17 protein-coding genes are annotated in these 17,859 nt (G+C 68.0%); 13 read left to right on the forward strand and 4 right to left on the reverse strand.

Annotated features, from left to right (window positions below; genetic code table 11):
• The first annotated feature begins 5 nt into the window (after positions 1-5).
• Positions 6-1,205, forward strand: a complete 1,200-nt coding sequence (locus J2X70_RS04500; protein ID WP_279208603.1) for a DUF4785 domain-containing protein — start codon at positions 6-8, stop codon at positions 1,203-1,205.
• A 46-nt stretch (positions 1,206-1,251) separates the two neighbouring features.
• Here the strand turns inward: J2X70_RS04500 and J2X70_RS04505 are convergent, their stop codons facing one another.
• Positions 1,252-2,010, reverse strand: coding sequence for an ATP-binding cassette domain-containing protein (locus J2X70_RS04505; protein WP_309909423.1), 759 nt, complete (start codon positions 2,008-2,010; stop codon positions 1,252-1,254).
• A 215-nt stretch (positions 2,011-2,225) separates the two neighbouring features.
• Here J2X70_RS04505 and J2X70_RS04510 point away from each other — a divergent pair, with 215 nt between their 5' ends.
• From J2X70_RS04510 to J2X70_RS04535, 6 genes are all read left to right on the forward strand, one after another.
• A complete protein-coding gene (locus J2X70_RS04510) occupies positions 2,226-3,428 on the forward strand; it encodes a fatty acid desaturase (protein WP_025875457.1) in 1,203 nt (400 codons plus the stop codon).
• Positions 3,425-3,760: an EF-hand domain-containing protein gene (locus J2X70_RS04515; RefSeq protein ID WP_025875455.1), complete on the forward strand. Its 336-nt coding sequence runs from the start codon at positions 3,425-3,427 to the stop codon at positions 3,758-3,760. Before J2X70_RS04510 ends, J2X70_RS04515 begins: the two co-directional genes overlap by 4 nt.
• A 19-nt stretch (positions 3,761-3,779) precedes the next feature.
• Complete coding sequence (gene mutM / locus J2X70_RS04520; RefSeq protein WP_059063092.1) at positions 3,780-4,592, forward strand: bifunctional DNA-formamidopyrimidine glycosylase/DNA-(apurinic or apyrimidinic site) lyase; 813 nt, start codon at positions 3,780-3,782, stop codon at positions 4,590-4,592.
• A 69-nt stretch (positions 4,593-4,661) separates the two neighbouring features.
• The gene (locus tag J2X70_RS04525) at positions 4,662-5,228 is read left to right on the forward strand and encodes an ECF-type sigma factor (protein ID WP_025875449.1); all 567 of its coding nucleotides are present in this window, start codon (positions 4,662-4,664) and stop codon (positions 5,226-5,228) included.
• Positions 5,229-5,246: 18 nt separating this feature from the next.
• Positions 5,247-7,712, forward strand: coding sequence for a serine/threonine-protein kinase (locus tag J2X70_RS04530; RefSeq protein ID WP_025875447.1), 2,466 nt, complete (start codon positions 5,247-5,249; stop codon positions 7,710-7,712).
• A gap of 48 nt (positions 7,713-7,760) precedes the next feature.
• Positions 7,761-9,365 carry a glucan biosynthesis protein D gene (locus J2X70_RS04535; RefSeq protein ID WP_309909162.1) on the forward strand — a complete coding sequence of 535 codons (1,605 nt, stop codon included), beginning with the start codon at positions 7,761-7,763 and terminating at the stop codon, positions 9,363-9,365.
• 37 nt (positions 9,366-9,402) lie between these two features.
• On the opposite strand, the gene J2X70_RS04540 is transcribed toward J2X70_RS04535, so the two are convergent.
• Together J2X70_RS04540 and J2X70_RS04545 are read right to left on the reverse strand one after the other, a co-directional pair.
• A complete protein-coding gene (locus tag J2X70_RS04540; protein ID WP_025875444.1) occupies positions 9,403-10,122 on the reverse strand; it encodes a sel1 repeat family protein in 720 nt (239 codons plus the stop codon).
• 81 nt (positions 10,123-10,203) lie between these two features.
• Complete coding sequence (locus J2X70_RS04545) at positions 10,204-10,824, reverse strand: thymidine kinase (RefSeq protein WP_059063218.1); 621 nt, start codon at positions 10,822-10,824, stop codon at positions 10,204-10,206.
• A gap of 102 nt (positions 10,825-10,926) precedes the next feature.
• Between J2X70_RS04545 and J2X70_RS04550 the strand changes: the two genes are divergently transcribed.
• The 3 genes from J2X70_RS04550 (at position 10,927) to J2X70_RS04560 (ending at position 14,167) form a co-directional block, all read left to right on the forward strand.
• Complete coding sequence (locus J2X70_RS04550) at positions 10,927-12,903, forward strand: UvrD-helicase domain-containing protein (protein WP_025875440.1); 1,977 nt, start codon at positions 10,927-10,929, stop codon at positions 12,901-12,903.
• Positions 12,904-13,165: 262 nt separating this feature from the next.
• On the forward strand, positions 13,166-13,687 hold the full coding sequence (locus J2X70_RS04555; RefSeq protein WP_279208599.1) for a GNAT family N-acetyltransferase: 522 nt from the start codon (positions 13,166-13,168) through the stop codon (positions 13,685-13,687).
• A gap of 168 nt (positions 13,688-13,855) precedes the next feature.
• Positions 13,856-14,167, forward strand: coding sequence for a hypothetical protein (locus J2X70_RS04560; RefSeq protein ID WP_309909167.1), 312 nt, complete (start codon positions 13,856-13,858; stop codon positions 14,165-14,167).
• A gap of 105 nt (positions 14,168-14,272) precedes the next feature.
• On the opposite strand, the gene J2X70_RS04565 is transcribed toward J2X70_RS04560, so the two are convergent.
• A complete protein-coding gene (locus J2X70_RS04565; RefSeq protein WP_223483141.1) occupies positions 14,273-14,923 on the reverse strand; it encodes a DUF480 domain-containing protein in 651 nt (216 codons plus the stop codon).
• Positions 14,924-15,023: 100 nt separating this feature from the next.
• Between J2X70_RS04565 and J2X70_RS04570 the strand changes: the two genes are divergently transcribed.
• The 3 genes from J2X70_RS04570 (at position 15,024) to J2X70_RS04580 (ending at position 17,710) form a co-directional block, all read left to right on the forward strand.
• On the forward strand, positions 15,024-15,944 hold the full coding sequence (locus J2X70_RS04570; RefSeq protein WP_025875432.1) for a 5'-nucleotidase, lipoprotein e(P4) family: 921 nt from the start codon (positions 15,024-15,026) through the stop codon (positions 15,942-15,944).
• Positions 15,941-16,666 (forward strand): orotidine-5'-phosphate decarboxylase, encoded by a 726-nt coding sequence (pyrF, locus tag J2X70_RS04575; protein ID WP_025875430.1) that lies wholly within the window; start codon positions 15,941-15,943, stop codon positions 16,664-16,666. The genes J2X70_RS04570 and pyrF overlap by 4 nt, the downstream gene beginning before the upstream one ends.
• 219 nt (positions 16,667-16,885) lie before the next feature.
• Positions 16,886-17,710, forward strand: a complete 825-nt coding sequence (locus tag J2X70_RS04580) for a serine protease (protein WP_309909170.1) — start codon at positions 16,886-16,888, stop codon at positions 17,708-17,710.
• Positions 17,711-17,859: the final 149 nt, after the last annotated feature.

Raw genomic sequence — 17,859 nt, forward strand, 5'->3', positions numbered from 1 at the left:
TGACCATGACGATCCATTCCACCTTGCTGGCTGCCGCCGTGCTGGCGGTCCTTTCCACTGCATCGGCGCAGGCCGCGCAGCCGCTGCGTGTTGCCGCTGGCGACCAGATTCCCGCCGGCCTGGTTGCCGCGCCGCTGCCGGCCGATGAAAGCGAGCACGCGCCGCTGGCCTTCGCCTGGGCGCTGGACCCGGCACAGCCACTGCAGGCTCCCGGTCCCCAGGCCGCCATCAGCCGCAGCTACTGGCAGCAGGTCGACGCTGCCGAACTGCAGCGCGGCCTGGAACTGCCCCTGAGCGCACCGGATGCGGTGATCCAGCTCAGCCCAGCGCCGGGCGCCCGCGCACTGCCGGCAAGCTCGCTGCAGGTACGTGATCCGGCGGGGCGCAGCAGCGTCGCGCGCAGTGTCGACGCACGCCAGCTGCAGGATGCGGGCATGCCGGTCGGCGATGGCAGCAGCATGCTGCGCACCGGTACCACCAGCGCGGCCGGCGCTTACCGCCTGCAGAGCGCGCAGGCACAGGGCCGCTATGTGGTGCAGGTGCTGGAGCCCAACAGCCCGCTGCGGTTGGAAGTGCAGGCCAGCCAGGCGCAGGTGCTGGCCGGAGGCAACGTGCAGCTGCAGGCGCGTCTGCTGGAAGACGGGGCCAGCGCGGCGGCGTTGCGTGCACGGCGTGGCAGCCTCGGCGGCGAAGCGCTGCTGGTCGCACCCGATGGCCGCAGCTGGCCGCAGCGGTTGCTGCGCACCACCGATGGCAGCCTGCGTGCCCAGGTGAGGATTCCGGCCGAGGCCAGCAACACGCAGGGCCTGTGGGAACTGCAGGTGTTCGCCCAGGCCGACGGCGTGCTGCGCGATGGCAAGGTCGCCTTCGCGGTTGCCAGGCCGACTGCCCGCTTCGTCGGCCAGGCCATGCCCGATCCCTCCAGCCGCCAGGTCAGTCTGCCGTTGCAGGTGGCCGCCGCCGGCCGCTACGAGGCGCGCGGCACCCTGTATGCCACCGCAGCCAACGGCCAGTTGCAGCCGGTGGCGCAGGCGCATGCCGCAGCGTGGTTCGATGGCCCGGGCCGCGGCGCGCTGGTACTGCCCTTCGACCAGGCCGCGTTGCCTGCCGGCTTCGGTGCGCCCTATGAACTGCGCGACCTGCAGCTGCAGGACCAGAGCCGGATGGCACCCATCGAGTCGCGCGCGCTGGCGTTGCGGTTCTGAAGCAGGGCGTGGCGGGCCGGACGTCCGGCCCGCCACAGACGCGGTGTCACCCCGCGTACGCGGTCAGCCGTCCTTCCTGTTCCACCACCGTGATCGCGCCGCCGAACACGGCCGACAGCGGTTCGTCGCGCAGCAGCTCGGCGCGCGCTCCATCGGCCACTACGCGGCCTTCGCGCAGCAGCACCACGCGCTCGATCTCGGGAATCACTTCCTCGATGTGGTGGGTGACCAGCACCAGGGTGATGCCCTGCTGCGCAAGCACGCGCATGGTGGCGATCAACTGCTGGCGGGCCACCAGGTCCAGCCCGGTGGAGGGTTCATCCAGCAGCAGCGCCTGCGGCCGGTTGACCAGCGCGCGGGCGATCAGCACCCGGCGGGTCTCGCCGGCCGACAGTTCGGCGTAGGCACGCTCACGCAGGCCCGACGCACCGGTCATCGCCAGCGTCTCGCCCACCCGCATGCGCATATCGGCGGTGACCTCGCGGAAGGCCGGCACCATGTAGCTGGCGAAGAACCCCGACAGTACCGCCTGCTCCACCGTCAGACCCGGCATGTCGGCCAGGTTGCTGCTGAGATCACCGGTGACGATGCCCAGCTGCGAACGCAGCCGGTCGACCTGCCAGCGGTTCTGCCCCAGCACCTTCACCGCCACCGTGCCGTCGGCCTGCGCCAACGGGTACAGCTCGCGGGTGATCAGCTTGATGAAGGTGGACTTGCCACAGCCATTGGGGCCGAGCAGGGCGGTGTGCTGGCCCTGCGCGATGCGCAGGCTCAGCCCGTGCAGGACCTTCACCTGGCCGCGCATCACGCTGGCGCGGTCCAGTTCGATCAAGGGCGGCAGGTCCCCGGCGGATGGGGCGGGGTCTACGGCGCGGATGCGCGGATCAAGGGTCGACAACACGGGTCCCCAACTGTGAACGAAGCCACGGAATGGCGCTGCCAATCCAGCGGTGCAAGGTGCAGTTTGCAACGCAAGCGCCCATGATGTCTTCCATACCTGTGTCGCTCTGGAGAGTCGCCATGCCTGATGCCCTGATGTCCCTGCTGACCGGTGGCGTACTGGGCCTGGGCTGGTGGCAGCTGGCCCTGGTGCTGCTGGTCTTCACCCAGCTCACGATCTTCTCGGTCACGCTCTACCTGCACCGCAGCCAGGCGCACCGGGGCGTGGACTTCCACCCGGTGGTCGCGCACTTCTTCCGCTTCTGGACCTGGCTGACCACCTCGATGATCACCAAGGAGTGGGTGGCGATCCATCGCAAGCACCACGCCAAGGTGGAAACCGAGGACGACCCGCACAGCCCGGTTACCCGTGGCATCGGCCAGGTGTTCTGGCGCGGCGTGGAGCTGTACCGCGAAGCACGCGGCATGCGTGAGGACATCGAACAGTACGGTCGCGGCACTCCGGACGACGCGATCGAGCGCCGCCTGTACACCCCGTATGCAACCCTCGGCCCGGTGCTGCTGTTTGCCATCAACACGGTGCTGTTCGGCCTGCCGGGCGTCGCCCTGTGGGCGATCCAGATGGCGTGGATCCCGTTCTGGGCCGCCGGGGTGGTCAATGGCCTGGGCCACTGGTGGGGCTATCGCAACTACGAGTCGGCCGACACCTCCACCAACCTGACGCCGTGGGCGTTCTGGATTGGTGGCGAGGAACTGCACAACAACCACCATGCGTTCCCCAGCTCGGCGCGCTTTGCGATGCGGCGCTGGGAATTCGACATCGGCTGGAGTGCGATCCGCCTGCTGCAGGCATTGCGCCTGGCCAAGGTCCTGCGTGTCGCGCCGGCCATGGACGTGCGCCCGAACATCGCCGTGCCCGACGCCGATACCCTGAAGGCACTGCTGTCGCATCGCTTCCAGGCGATGACCGACTACCAGCGCAACGTGTTCATGCCGGCATTGCGCGAAGAAGCGCGATACGCGGGTGCAAAGCTGCGCCGGTTGCTGCCGCGCCGGCTGCGCCGTGGCCTGGTCAACGACGGCCGCTGGTTGAAGCCGGACAGCCGCGCCCAGCTCAGCGAATGGGTCGCCCAGCGCCCGCGCATCCGCACCCTGGTGGAATACCGCGCACGCCTGGCGACGCTGCTGGAAGCACGCGGCCATGATGCCGCCGAGCGCCTGCGTCAACTGCAGGCCTGGTGCCGCGAGGCCGAGGAAAGCGGCATCGCCGCGCTGCAGGCCTATGCCGCGCGACTGAAGGGCTACACCCTGGTGGGCGGATGAGGGCTGCGCTGACGGCATTGCTGCTGGCCGCCGTGTGCGCACCTGCCGTGCAGGCCCAGGTCAGCGACACTGCCAGTTACCTGCAGCGCATGGACAGCGATGGCGACGGCAAGGTCAGTGAAGCCGAGTACCTGCAGTGGATGCTGTATGCCTTCGATCGCATGGACCGCAACGGTGATGGCGTGCTGACCGCCGACGAACTGCCCGGCGGCAAGGGCAGGGCCATCACCCGCGAACAGCAGCGGCAGGTGATCGTGCAGCGCTTCCACAAGCAGGACGCCAACGGTGACGGATTCCTGGATGCACGGGAACTGGCTGCACCGCCGCGCTGAGCGGGCATAGAATCGTCCCATGCCCGAACTGCCCGAAGTAGAAACCACCCGCCGTGGCCTGGCGCCACACCTGCAGGGTCGCCGCGTGCACGGGGTGATCCTGCGCCGTGCCGACCTGCGTTGGCCGATTCCACCGGAAGTGGCCGAGCTGCTGCCCGGCCAGCGCATCGAAGAGGTGCGCCGCCGCGCCAAGTACCTGCTGCTGGATACCGCCATCGGCAGCGCCGTGCTGCACCTGGGCATGTCCGGCAGCCTGCGCGTGCTGCCCGGCGACACCCCGTTGCGCGCGCACGACCATGTGGACATCAGCCTGGACAACGGCCGCCTGCTGCGCTTCAACGACCCGCGCCGCTTCGGCAGCCTGCTCTGGCAGCCGGCCGGCGAGATCCACCCGCTGCTGCAGGGGCTGGGCCCGGAGCCGCTGGACGACGCCTTCGACGGCGACTACCTGTTTGCCCGCAGCCGCGGCCGCAGCGCGCCGGTGAAGACCTTCCTGATGGACCAGGCGGTGGTGGTCGGGGTGGGCAACATCTACGCCGCCGAGAGCCTGTACAAGGCGGGGATCAGCCCGCTGCGCGAGGCCGGAAAGGTCACCCGCGAGCGCTATCTGCGGTTGGCCACGGCAGTGAAGGAAACGCTGGACTACGCCATCACCCGCGGTGGTACCACCCTGCGCGATTTCATCAGCCCCGACGGCGCGCCGGGCTACTTCGAGCAGGAGCTGCTGGTCTATGGCCGCGATGGCCTGCCGTGCCCCGGCTGCGGCCGCCCGCTCAAGCACGCCATGATCGGCCAGCGGGCAAGCGTGTGGTGCAGCCGCTGCCAGCGCTGAACGTCTTCATGCGCTGCACACGTGCAGCGCTATAGTCCAGCCGACATCCGCTGCGGGGGAGCGTTGGCGATGGACGAAGGCCCGGATATCACCGTATGGCTGGATGCTGCGCGCGGTGGCGACCGCGCCGCGCTCGACCGTGTGCTGACCACCCTGTACCAGGAACTGCACAGCATGGCCCGGCGGCAGCTGGCCGGGCAGCAGGGACGCACCCTGGATGCGACCTCGCTGGTCCACGAGTCCTACCTGAAACTGCTGGGCAGCCGCGGTGCGGCGCGCTTCGAGGACCGTGCGCACTTCTTCGCCTATGCGGCGTCGGCGATGCGCAGCGTGGTCGTCGATTACGCGCGCAACCGGCTGGCGCGCAAGCGCGGTGGCGACCTCAAGCGGGTGGCCGAGATTCCCGAGAACAGCAGCAGCGGCGTGCGCCTGGACGAGGATCTGCTGGCCCTCGATGTTGCATTGGAACGCCTGCAGGCCGTCGATGCGCACCTGGCCAAGGTGGTGGAGCTGCGCTACTTCGCCGGCTTGTCCGAACTGGAGATCGCCGAACTGAGCCAGCGCTCGGAGCGCAGCATCCGCCGCGACTGGCAGAAAGCGCGGCTGTTCCTGCTGGCCGCGATGCGCAGCGACTGAGTCGCCGCCACCCACACCATGGATACCGCCCGCTGGCAGCAATTGTCGTCCTGGCTGGACCAGCTGCTGGAGCTGGCACCCGCCGCCCGCCAGCTGCGCCTGCAGCGCGTGAGCGCGCAGGACCCGACGCTGGGCCGCGAACTGGAACGCCTGCTGCAGCAGGAAGCCGACAGCCACGAGTTCATGGCCCAGCCCTTGTGGACCGCTACACCGCCAGGCCGCGCCGGAAGCGAGGTAGGGCCGTATCGGCTGCTGCATCCGCTCGGCGAAGGCGGCATGGGCGAGGTCTGGCTGGCCGAGCGCTGCGATGGCCTGTACCAGCGCCAGGTCGCGCTGAAGCTGCTGCGCAGTGGCGTCGCCGATCCCGGCCTGCGCCAGCGCTTCGGCCGCGAGCGGCAGATCCTGGCCCGCCTGCAGCACCCGCACCTGGCACAACTGCTGGACGCCGGGGTGGACCAGCACGGGCAGCCCTACCTGGCGCTGGATTACGTGGAAGGCGAGCCGATCAGCGACTACTGCCGGCGCCTGCAACCGCCGCTGGAAACGCGGCTGCAGCTGATGCTGCAGGTCTGCGCGGTGGTCAGCCATGCGCATGCGAACCTGGTGGTGCACCGCGACCTGAAGCCCTCCAACATCCTGGTACGCGCCGATGGCACGGTGAAACTGCTCGACTTCGGCATCGCCAAGCTGCTCGACCACGACGATCCGAACGCGGCCCATCCGGCTACCGAAATCCGCGCGTTCACCCTGCACTACGCCGCGCCGGAGCAGGTGCGTGGCGAGGCGGTGACGACCCTGACCGACGTCTATTCGCTGGGCGTGGTGCTGTTCGAGGTGGTCACCGGGCACAAGCCCTATCGCCTGCGCCGGCACAGTGACGCGGAATGGGAGCGCTCGATCCTGGATGTGCAGGCACCGCGTGCCTCGGCGCTGCTGCAACGGCTGGCCGCCGAGCCGGGGGCACCGAGACGGGCGCTGCTGCGGCAGGCCAAGCGACTGCGTGGCGATCTGGACGTGCTGCTGGAAAAGGCCCTGCAGAAAGACCCGCAGCAGCGCTACACCTCGGCCGAAGCACTGGCCGGCGACCTGCGCCGCTACCTGCAGGGGCAGCCGATCCAGGCGCGTCCGCCGGGCGTGGGTTACCGGGTGCGAAAGTACGTGGGCCGCCATCGCTGGGGCGTGGCGCTGGCCGGGCTGGCCGCGCTGGCCCTGCTGGGGACCACGTCCTTCGCCCTGTGGCAGTTGCGCCAGGCGCGGGCGGAAATGGCGCGTGCGCAGGCCATGCAGGATTTCACTGTTGGCCTGTTCGACAAGGCGGCCAGCCAGCGCCACGGCCATTTCGACGTGCCGCAGCTGCTGGCCACCGGCCAGCAACGGGGCGAAGCCGAACTGGCTGACCAGCCGCTGGCGCTGGCCGAGCTGCAAGGGGTGATCGGCCGCCTGCGCATCGGCCTGGGCGACTACCAGCTGGCGCTGCAGACCCTGGACCAGCAGCGCCGGCTGCTGCAGGAGGTGGGCGAGGTGCCGCCGGCGCTGCAGATCGAGGCGGTTACCCAGCGCGGGCGTGCACTGCGCATGCTCGGGCGCGGACGCGAGTGCCTGGCGCACCTGCAGCCACTGCAACCGCTGGCGGCCAGCCAGGCGGCGGCATTGCCGGCGGCGGTGGCCGAGTTCCACAGCCAGCTTGGGCGGTGCCAGGCCCAACTGGGTGACGCCGATGCGGCGCGACGTTCGTTCCAGCAGGCGCTGGCGCTGCGCCACCAGGGGATGGTCGAGCGCTTCGGGCGTGCTGAATCACTGGCCGATCTGGCCGCCCTGGACGCCACCGCCGGACGCCTGCCGGCCGCGCTGGCGGGGTACCGGCAGGCGCTGGCCCTGCTCGGCCAACGCGCCGACGCCAGCAGCCCGCAGGTGATCAGCCTGCATCGCCAGCTGGGCGATGTGCTGGCCCGGCAGGGCGACACGCAGGCGGCAGCGGCCGAACTGGAGCTGGCCTGGCAGGCGGCACAGGAGGCATGGGGACCGCGCCACCCGGAGGCACTGGTGGTTCGCCGCGCACGCGCGCTGTTGGCCCTGCAGCGTGGCCAGCACGCGCTGGCCGGCCAGGAACTGCGGCAGGTGCAGGCCCAGCTGCTCGGCGCCCTGGGCCCGGACCATCGCGAGATCGGCTACGGCGAGTTCGCCCTGGGGAAGTGGGCCAGCGCCAGCGGCGACCCCTCGGCAGCAGCAGCACACTATGCCCGCGCGGTGGCGATCTGGCGCCAACCGGATCACGTCGCCCTGCTGCCGCAGGCGCTGCTGGCACAGGGGCAGGTCCTGCAGCAGGCCGGCCAGATCGCGCAGGCCCGCACCGTGCTGGCCGAGGCACGGCAGCTGCTGCTGGCCCAGCGCGGTCCGCAGGCACCGGCCCTGCACGAGCTTGATGCCCGCCTTGCGGCATTGGCGCAGGCTGAACAGGGTATCGAGTCCACCGCTGCCCGTTAACGTTTGTCTGCCTATGATGGCCGACCTTCCCTTTGCTCCCGCGCCTGCATGCAACGACGCGACTTCATCCGCAATGCCTCCCTGGCCCTGGCCGCCTTCGGCCTGCCGTCACTGCCGGCCTGTGCGGCCAGCAAGAGTGGCCAGCTTGGGCTGCGCCGGCTTGGCCAGCCGCAGCCGTTCGATTTCGCCACCCTGAAGGGCCAGGCGCGCGCGTTGGCACAGGCGCCCTACCAGAGCCACAAGCGGGTGCTGCCGGGCAAGCTGGAGGCGCTGGACTGGGATCAGTACCAGTCGATCGGCTATCGCCAGGACCACGCCCTGTGGGCCGACCAGCCGGGTAAGTTCCAGGCCAAGTTCTTCCACCTGGGTCTGTACTTCCATTCGCCCGTGCGCATGTACGACGTGGTCGACGGCAAGGCGCAGGAACTGGCCTATGACGGCGCTGCGTTCAACTACGGCAAGAGCGGGTTGAAGAATGGTGAGCTGCCGGCCGACCTCGGCTTTGCCGGGTTCCGGCTGAACACGCGCAAGGACACCGACCGCGATTTCGCCGCGTTCCTGGGTGCCAGCTACTTCCGCGCAGTGGGCAAGGAAGGCCAGTACGGACAGTCCGCGCGTGGCCTGGCCATCGACACCGGCATGGGCAAGCCGGAGGAATTCCCAGACTTCATCGCCTATTACCTGGAACAGCCTGCGGCCGACTCGGACACCATCATCGTCTATGCGCTGCTGGATTCGCCCAGCGTGGCCGGTGCCTACCGCTTCGCCGTCACCAACGGCGACGTGCTGCTGATGGACATCGACAGCGCGTTGTACCCGCGCAAGACCATCGAGCGGCTGGGCATCGCTCCCTGCACCAGCATGTACCAGGTAGGCGAGAACGACCGCCGCATGGGTTGGGACTGGCGCCCGGAGATCCACGATACCGACGGCCTGTCGCTGTGGACCGGCGCTGGTGAATGGATCTGGCGGCCGCTGGTCAACCCGCGCAACCTGCGCTTCAACATGTTCGTCGACCGCAACCCGCGTGGCTTCGGCCTGCTGCAGCGTGACCGCAACTTCGACCATTACCAGGACGACGGCGTGTTCTACGAGAAGCGTCCGTGCCTGTGGGTGGAGCCGAAGGGCGAATGGGGCGAGGGTTCGGTGCAGCTGGTGGAGATTCCCACCGTCGATGAAACCTTCGACAACATCGTGGCCTTCTGGAACCCGAAGGAAAAGCCGCAGCCGGGCCAGGAACTGCTGGTCGGCTACCGCCTGTACTGGGGCGCACAGCCGCCGACGCATACGCCGCTGGCCCATTGCGTTGCAAGCCGCACCGGCCTGGGCGGGGTGATCGGCAAGAAGCGCGAGTACTTCTCGTGGCGCTTTGCGGTCGACTTCGAAGGCGGCGAACTGGCCAGCCTGATCGACAAGGCCGACGTCGAAGCCGTTGTCGAAACCAGCCGTGGCCGGGTGGAGATCGTCTCGGCGCGGCCGTTGCGTGAGATCAAGGGCTACCGCGCGATGTTCGACCTGGTGCCGCCGGAGGGCAGCAGCGAGCAGATCGACATCCGCCTGTACCTGCGCAGTGGCGGCAAGACCCTCACCGAAACCTGGCTGTACCAGTACACGCCGCCGCCGGCTGGTGCGCCGGAGCGCACGCTGTACTGAGTGATGCAGGGTGCCGGCTTGCTGCCGGCACCTTGGGTTATGGCTTGCCCTCGGTTGCCGCTGGAGGTGGCGTCTGGGTCGGCAGGCCGACTTCCACGGTGCCGCGACGTATTTTCATCCAGTTCTCGTCCTGCCAGCGCTGATAGCGGTCTGGATCCCAGTACGTGGGATCGTAGAGGCGGTCGGCTTTGATGGTTCGGCTCACGCCTCCATCCATGTAGACGATGTCGACGTTGTTGGACAGTGAGCCGGTCCGGCTCCCGGTCATCGCACGCTTGCCCCGCTGCAGCTCCGCGGCCAGGCGTGGGCGAGCCGCTGCATCGCCGTACTCATCGCGCAGCCGCAGCGCCTGCGCTCGTGCGATATCGTGCTGTTCCAACGGCAGTGCTGCCCAGTACTTGTCGCGCAGCTCGAGCATCAACGGGTATCCGCGCTCGGCCGCGACATCCATCCACGCAAAGGCCATGACCGGGTCCGCAGCACGTTTGACACCGTACCAGTACATCTCGCCCAGCAGCCCCTGCGCAGGCTTGTCGGCGTAGCGGGCAGCCTTGCGGAAGTTGTCCATCGCCGCTTCGGCGTCTCCGCGTTGCAGCGCATCCATGCCCCACTGCCGGAACTTCATGTCTGGATGCCCGTCCAGGAATCCGGCGCCAAGCAGTGCCGCATCATCCAGCGGAGCGGCGGGCCCCTGGCCGGAGGCGACGGCAAGTACAGGCAGGAACAACAGGGGAATCAACAGCAGGGCGGAACGCATGGCGGACTTCCAGTTCGGCAGCAGACGTTGCCGCAGCCTAGGCAGGTAGCCATCCACTTGTAAACGGCTGGATGCCATGCCCTACAACGGCAGCGGTGCCTGCGCCGGATCGATCCGCCCCTCGCCACGGGTGATCTTCTTGAACTCGGCGCGGCTGACCGACACGTAGCGCTCGTTGCCGCCGATCTCCACCTGCGGGCCGTCCTGCACGGCATGGCCATGTTCGTCCACGCGCACGGTCATGGTCGCCTTCTTGCCACTGTGGCAGATCGTCTTGATCTCCTGCATCTCGTCGGCCCAGGCCAGCAGGTACTGGCTGCCCTCGAACAGCTCGCCGCGGAAATCGGTGCGCAGGCCGTAGCACAGCACCGGGATGCGCAGCTGGTCGACCACTTCGCTGAGCTGCCAGACCTGGCTGCGGCTGAGGAACTGCGCCTCGTCCACCAGCACGCAGCCCAGCGGCCCGTTGGCCTGCAGATCCTGGCTGACCCACTGGTGCAGGTCGGTGTCGCGTTCGAAGGCCATGCCGTCGGCGCGCAGGCCGATCCGCGAGGCGACCACGCCCGCGCCGGCACGATCGTCCAGGCGCGGGGTCAGGATCGCCACGCGCATGCCGCGCTCGCGGTAGTTGTGCGCGCTCTGCAGCAGGGTGGTGGTCTTGCCGGCGTTCATAGCCGAATAGTAGAAATAGAGCTTGGCCATCGGCCGATTGTACGACGCCACCCGGCGCCGGCCGAAGCCGTTCAGCAAGCCCACCGGCCGGCGGCTGTGGCCGCCACCAACGCCCGCTACAATCGCACCCCAATGCACGGTCTCAATCCCCCCCAAGCTGCCGCCGTCCTCCACATCGAAGGACCGCTGCTGGTGCTCGCCGGCGCCGGCAGCGGCAAGACGCGCGTGATCGTGGAAAAGATCGCCCACCTGATCGGCTGTGGCCGCTACCCGGCCAAGCGCATCGCCGCGATCACCTTCACCAACAAGTCGGCCAAGGAAATGCGCGAGCGCGTGGCCAAGCGCCTGCGCGAGCAGGATGCCGATGAAGTGACCATCTGCACCTTCCATGCGCTGGGCCTGAAGTTCCTGCAGATCGAGCATGCCGCCGTCGGGCTCAAGCGCGGTTTCTCTATCTTCGATGCCGATGACGCGGCCGCGCAGATCAAGGACCTGATGTACGGCGCCAAGCCGGACGACATCGAGGACATGAAGAACCTGGTGTCGCGCGCCAAGAACGCCGGCCTGTCGCCGGAGCAGGCGATGGCCGCTGCGCGCAGCAACCGCGAGAAGGAAGCGGCCGGCATCTACGAGCGCTACCAGTTGCGCCTGAGCGCGTTCAACGCAGTGGACTTCGACGACCTGATCCGGTTGCCGGTGCAGATCCTGGAAGAGAACCCGGAGATCGCGCTGGCCTGGCGCGAGCGCATCGGCTACCTGCTGGTCGACGAATGCCAGGACACCAACGATGCGCAGTACCGCCTGCTCAAGCAGCTGGCCGGTGACAAGGGCAACTTCACCTGCGTGGGCGATGACGACCAGTCGATCTACGCCTGGCGCGGTGCCAACCCGGAAAACCTGCAGCAGATGGGGCGCGATTACCCGGCGCTGGAAATCATCAAGCTGGAGCAGAACTACCGGTGTTCCAACCGCGTGCTGCGCGCGGCCAACGCGCTGATCGCCAACAATCCGCACGAACACCTGAAGAAGCTGTGGAGCGACCAGGCCGACGGCGAGCGCATCCGTGTGTGGGAGTGCCGCAACAGCGAACACGAGGCCGAGAAGGTCGCCGCCGAGATCGCGTTCGTAGCGCAGACGCGCAACGTGCCGTGGAGCGATTTCTGCATCCTGTTCCGCGGCAACTTCCAGTCGCGTCCGCTGGAAAAGGCCATGCAGCTGCTGCGCATCCCCTACCACCTGACCGGCGGCACCATGTTCCTGGAGCGCCAGGAAGTGAAGGACACGCTGGCCTGGCTGCGGCTGCTGGTGAACCCGGACGACGACACCGCGTTCCTGCGTGCGGTGCAGTCGCCCAAGCGCGAGGTCGGCGCCGGCACCCTGGCCAAGCTGGCCGAACTGGCCTCGGAAAAGGACATGCCGATGGCGCAGGCCGCCGAGGCGATCGGCGCGCTGCAGCAGCTGCCACCGCGCGCGGCCAACAGCCTGGCGCGCTTCACCGACATCCTGCGTGACCTGCGCGCGCAGACGCGGCAGATCAGCTCCGGCGACATGATCCGCAAGGTCGCCAAGGAATCGGGCCTGCTCAGCGAGCTGCGGCAGCAGGCCAAGGAAGAAGCCAGCTACCAGCGTCGCGCCAACAACATCGAAGAACTGGCGCAGTGGTTCGAGGGTGGCCCGCGTGGTGCCACCGCGGCCGATCTGGCCGGCCAGCTGGCGCTGTTGTCGCGCAGTGACAAGGACGAGGGCGGCAACCAGGTGCGGATGATGACCATGCACGCCTCCAAGGGCCTGGAATTCCCCTATGTGTTCATCGTCGGCTGCGAGGATGGCGTGCTGCCGCACCAGGTCAGCCTGGACGAGGGCAATCTGCAGGAAGAGCGGCGCCTGCTGTACGTGGGCATCACCCGCGCCAAGATCCAGTTATGGATGAGCTACAGCAAGCTGACCCGCAAGTTCGGCGAGCATGTGCGGCTGAAGCCGAGCCGCTTCTTCGAGGAGATCCCGGCCGAGGAGATCCAGCGCGATGGCGCTGATCCGGTGGCGGATGCGGCGCGCAAGAAGGAGCGGGCGACGGCGGGGTTGGCGGCGATCGAGGCGTTGTTCGACTAAGGCGCTCCAACGGCGCCGCCCCTCCGTGGTCGAGCGCGCGTTGGCTACGCGGTGTGGCCGGTCGGGGTGGGTTCGCGGGGGACGCCGTGAACCCGTCCCTGGGGGCTTAGCCGCGCCATCCATGGCGCGGATACCCCCGCGAACCCACCCCGACCGGCCTCTGACAGATTCCGGGCGCGTCCTGCCACGGCAATGCAAAGAAAATCAAAATCAACAACCGGGGGCTGAGGCACAATCGGGGTCTCTGGCTGGAGACCTGTCCGTGCACCCGATTGAAACCGAACGCCTGCGCCTGCGGGCCATTGAACCGGACCGCGATGCGGCACCGATGCTGGCCCTGCTCAACGATCCGGGCTTCGTGCGATTCATTGGTGACCGCAACGTGCGCGACGAAGCGCAGGCGCGCGAGTACATCGCCCTGCGTGTGCTGCAGAGTTATGCGTTGAATGGCTTCGGCATGTATGCGATCGAGCGGCTGTCCGATGGTGCGTGGCTGGGCAACGCCGGGCTGGTGCGCCGCGAGGGGTTGCCGGCACCGGATATCGGCTACGCGGTGCTGTCCGCATACGTGGGACAGGGCTATGCCAGCGAGGCGGCACGGGCGGTGTTCAATCACGCGCGCACGGCGCTGGGCCTGCTGGATCTCTACGGCATCACCGATCTGGACAACGTCGCCTCGGCGAAGGTGCTGCTGGGCCTGGGCATGCACGAGCGCGGGGTCATCCAGCTGCCGGGCATCGACAGCCTGAGCCGCTTGTATGCCACTCCGGGTGCACCGGATTGATTGCAATGCAGTGCAGTGCACTGCAGATCAAGCAGCACGGTGCATGCAGGCGGTTCGTCAGAAACGTTGCAAAATCGCCGGATAGTGAAGTTGTTCGCCCCAGGGCTTGCGCATGGTGTGCCCAACTGGTGATCCGCAATCCGCGGGATCAACAGAAGGTACACACCCATGAAAGTTTCGATCATCACCTTCGGCCTGTTTGCTGCATTGGCCAGTGCATCCGTGGCGGCAGAAGAATCCAATGGACTACCGCTGATGATGATGGGCACGCAATCCTGCGCTGCCGCGTTCAATCAATCGGGTGCCAGCGGCTCCTGCCGCCTCACGAACGCCCAGGACTTTGGCAACAATTATTGCCAGATCACCGCCGATTGCCGCCGCCACGATGGCAGTATGGGCCATCCCCTCTATCAGGGAAGCAAAAGCAACGTCGCACGGCTGCAGAACTGCGACGGCAGTCTGAGAGTTGGTGGCTGCTGACGGCAAACACCCTGGTGTGTCGTTTGACAGATGCAAACGGCCACTCCGCCCGTCCGCGGTGGGTGCCGACCGTTGGTCGGCACTGCACCGGCAGGATATGGACGTTCAGCCGCGCAGCCCGGCCAGTTGGGCCTGCAGCTCGGCCACTGCCGCTTCCAGCTGCGCCACGCGCTCGGCCAGGCCGGGGTCGGCCGGCTCGGCGCCGCCGCCACTGCTGGCGTACTTCGCTGCCAATGCCGCGCCGTCCACTTCACCGCACAGCAGGTGCATGTAGCGGTCTTCGCGCTGGCCGCTGGCGCGCGGCAGCACCACCAGCAGGGCACGCTGCTGCAGGCGCTCGATGGCGTGGCGGGCTTCGTCGGCATCGGCGAAGCGGTGCAGGCGCTCGGCGCGGGTGACCAGTTCGCCCAGGGTCTGCGGCCCGCGCAGCAGCAGCAGGGCCAGCAGCACGGTCTGCTGCCGGGTCAGGTCCAGCGCGCTCTGCAGGCGGTGCTCGTAACGGTCGGCGCGCGAGGAGAAGTGCTGGCGCGCCAGGCCCAGGGTCTCCAGCTGGCGCAGCGCATGCTCCACGCTGCCGGCGCTCACGTTCATCACCGGCTCGCGGGCGGTCTTCTGGTTGGCTGCCGATTGCGCGGCGTTGACGGTCAGCGGGTAGGTGTCCGGGGTGGTGGCTTCCTTCTCCACCAGGCAGCCCAGCAGGCGCGCCTGTACGGCATCCAGCAGCGGAACGTCGGGGGTCTGGGCAGGTTCGGTCATGGCGGCTTCCGGAAGACAACGTGTCAACCGCCAAGCATAGCCGTCCCGGCGGCGCCTTTGCCGGTAAAATGGGCCGGTATATCTGATCGCCGGTGAATCCATGCGTCGTCCCGTTTCCTTGTCCCTGACCCTGCTCGCCACTGCGGTGCTGGGCCTGTCCGCCTGCAAGCGCGTGGAAGCGCCTGCCGAAGCCGCCACCCCGCAAGCCCCGGCCGCCGCCGCCAAGGCCGACGGCGCGCTGGACGCGACCGCCAACGACAACCTCAATGCCGTGCTGTGGATGCAGCGCGCGCAGGAATACAGGGCGATCACCGAGCAGACCTACCGTGCCGCCGCTGACCATCTGGACGTTGCGCTGAAGGAAGCCCACTGGGACGCGCTGGTGCCGGAAGAGCGCGGCAACGAGGCCAAGGGCCTGAAGCCGGCCGTGGTGCTGGACGTGGACGAGACCGTGCTGGACAACTCGCCTTACCAGGCGCGCCTGGTGCGTGATGGCAAGGAATACGACGAACTCAGCTGGGACCAGTGGGTGGCCGAAAAGAAGGCCAAGGCCATTCCCGGCGTGGTCGATTTCGCCAAGGCTGCCAATGCCAAGGGCGTGACCCTGCTGTACATCTCCAACCGCGCCGTGCACCTGAAGGACGCGACCCTGGCCAACCTGCGCGAGCAGGGCCTGCCGGTGGCCGATGACAGCGTGTTCCTCGGTCTGGGCACCGTGGTTGAAGGGTGCGAGCAGGCCGGCAGCGAGAAGAACTGCCGCCGCCGCCTGGCCGGGCAGAAGTACCGCGTGCTGATGCAGTTCGGCGACCAGCTCGGTGACTTCGTGGAAGTGACCGCCAACACCAACGATGGCCGCGACGCGCTGCTGCAGCAGTATCACGACTGGTTCGGCGAGCGCTGGTGGATGCTGCCGAACCCGACCTACGGCGGCTTCGAGCCGGCGCAGTTCAACAACGATTACGCGCAGTCGCGGCAGGCCCGTCATGACGCCAAGCGTGCCGCGCTGGACTACGCGCCGTGAGCCGCGCCCCGCTGCCGCTGCGTGACGACGAACGCCTGATCTTCGCGCTGGACGTGCCTGACCGTGTGCAGGCGCTGGCGTGGGTCGACCGCCTTGGCGACAGCGTGGCGTTCTACAAGATCGGCATGGAACTGCTCGCCTCCGGTGAGTACTTCCAGGTGCTGGACGAACTGGCACGCCGCGACAAGCGCGTGTTCGTCGACCTGAAGTTCTTCGACATCCCGGCCACCGCCGCGGCGGTGATCAAGCGCCTGGCGCAGTGGCCCGTCAGCTACGCCACCATCCACGGCTGGCACCCGGCGATGATGGAGGCCTGCGCGGCTGCCAACAGCGGCGACATGCGCCTGCTGGCGGTGACGGTGCTGACCTCGATGGGCCGCCCGGACCTGGCGCAGATGGGCATCGACCGCGAGCCGGTGGAGGTCGTGGTCGAACGCGCGCTGGCCGCACAGGCCGCTGGCATCGACGGCGTGATCGCCTCCGGCCAGGAAGCCGGCCCGATCCGCGCCGCGACCGGCGCCGGTTTCTCGATCGTCTGCCCGGGCATCCGCCCCGGTGGCCCGGTCGGCGATGACCAGAAGCGCACGGTGGGTGTGGCGCAGGCGTTTGCCGATGGTGCCGATGCCATCGTGGTCGGTCGTCCGATCCGCCATGCGTCCGATCCGCAGGCTGCAGCACGGGCGATCCAGCAGGAAATCGCGACGGCTTTGGCCGCGCGCTGAGCCCCGCCCCCACGGCGGTCACGCCGGCACCACGAACGCCATCCCGTCGAATGCGGGATGGCGTTCGCATTTGTGCCTGTTGCCCTGACGCACCCGACCCCAGCCGGGAAAACTGTGCGCCGCATCGCGCTGTAAGCGTGGAGCGCCCTCTATCAATCGATGCACCAGCACGGACCGCGGCCGTGCCGGTACCAACCATCGACAGAGGAATACACGGATATGTATCGCAGCACCTCTTTGTTGTTCGGCGGCCTGTTGGCGGCGGCCATCGTCTTTCCCGCCACGGCTGCACCCCAACCCCGCGAAGAACCGCGCATCATCGGCGGCGAGGATGCCAAGCCGGGCGACTACCCGTTCATGGTCAGCCTGCAGGGCATCTCCTACGGCGACACCGACCACACCCGGCACTTCTGCGGCGGCACGCTCATCTCACCGTCCTGGGTGCTGACCGCCGCGCACTGCGTGCAGGGCAGTTCGCCCGCCTCGATCGCGGTACTGGGCAATGTCACCAGGCTGTCCACCGAACCGTCCGCGCATGCATCCAACGTCAAGGCCATCCACGTGCACCCGGCGTTCAACAGCGGCAACACGCTGGAACATGATGTTGCCCTGATCCAGCTCAGCGCACCGTTGGCCGATGCGCAGCCGGTCGCGCTGCGGTTGCGGCCCGATGCCGGCTATCTCAAGCCAGGCCGGGAGTTCACGGTGATCGGCTGGGGCGACACCGACATCAGTGAAGAACGGCTCTATCCCACCCAGCTGCAGACGGTGCAGACCCCGTTCGTGCCCTTCGCCGAATGCCAGCAGGCCTACGGAGGCGAGCTCGCACGCGGCAAGGTCATCTGCGCCGGCCGCGAAGGGATCGACAGCTGCCAGGGGGATTCCGGTGGTCCGCTGCTGCTGCGCCTGCGCGAGGGCTGGACCCAGTTCGGTGTTGTCAGCTGGGGCGAAGGCTGCGCGTTGGCCGGCCACCCCGGCGTTTATGCCCGAATCGCCGAAAAACATGCCGTAGATTTCATTGAAGCAGTCTGGCAACGTGATTGATTCAATAAAATCAATGAGTTGAATGACATTTCATCATGTGTTGCGTTAACTTTACGGGCAGCGTAGGATCGCCGCCATCCGGTCTTCGGGCCGGACATGCGCCACAACACTGTCCACCGGCCTTGCGCCGGTTTGAAGAGCCTGCGATC

Origin of the sequence: Stenotrophomonas sp. 1337, from assembly GCF_031455455.1 — a bacterium.
Lineage (GTDB): Bacteria > Pseudomonadota > Gammaproteobacteria > Xanthomonadales > Xanthomonadaceae > Stenotrophomonas > Stenotrophomonas indicatrix.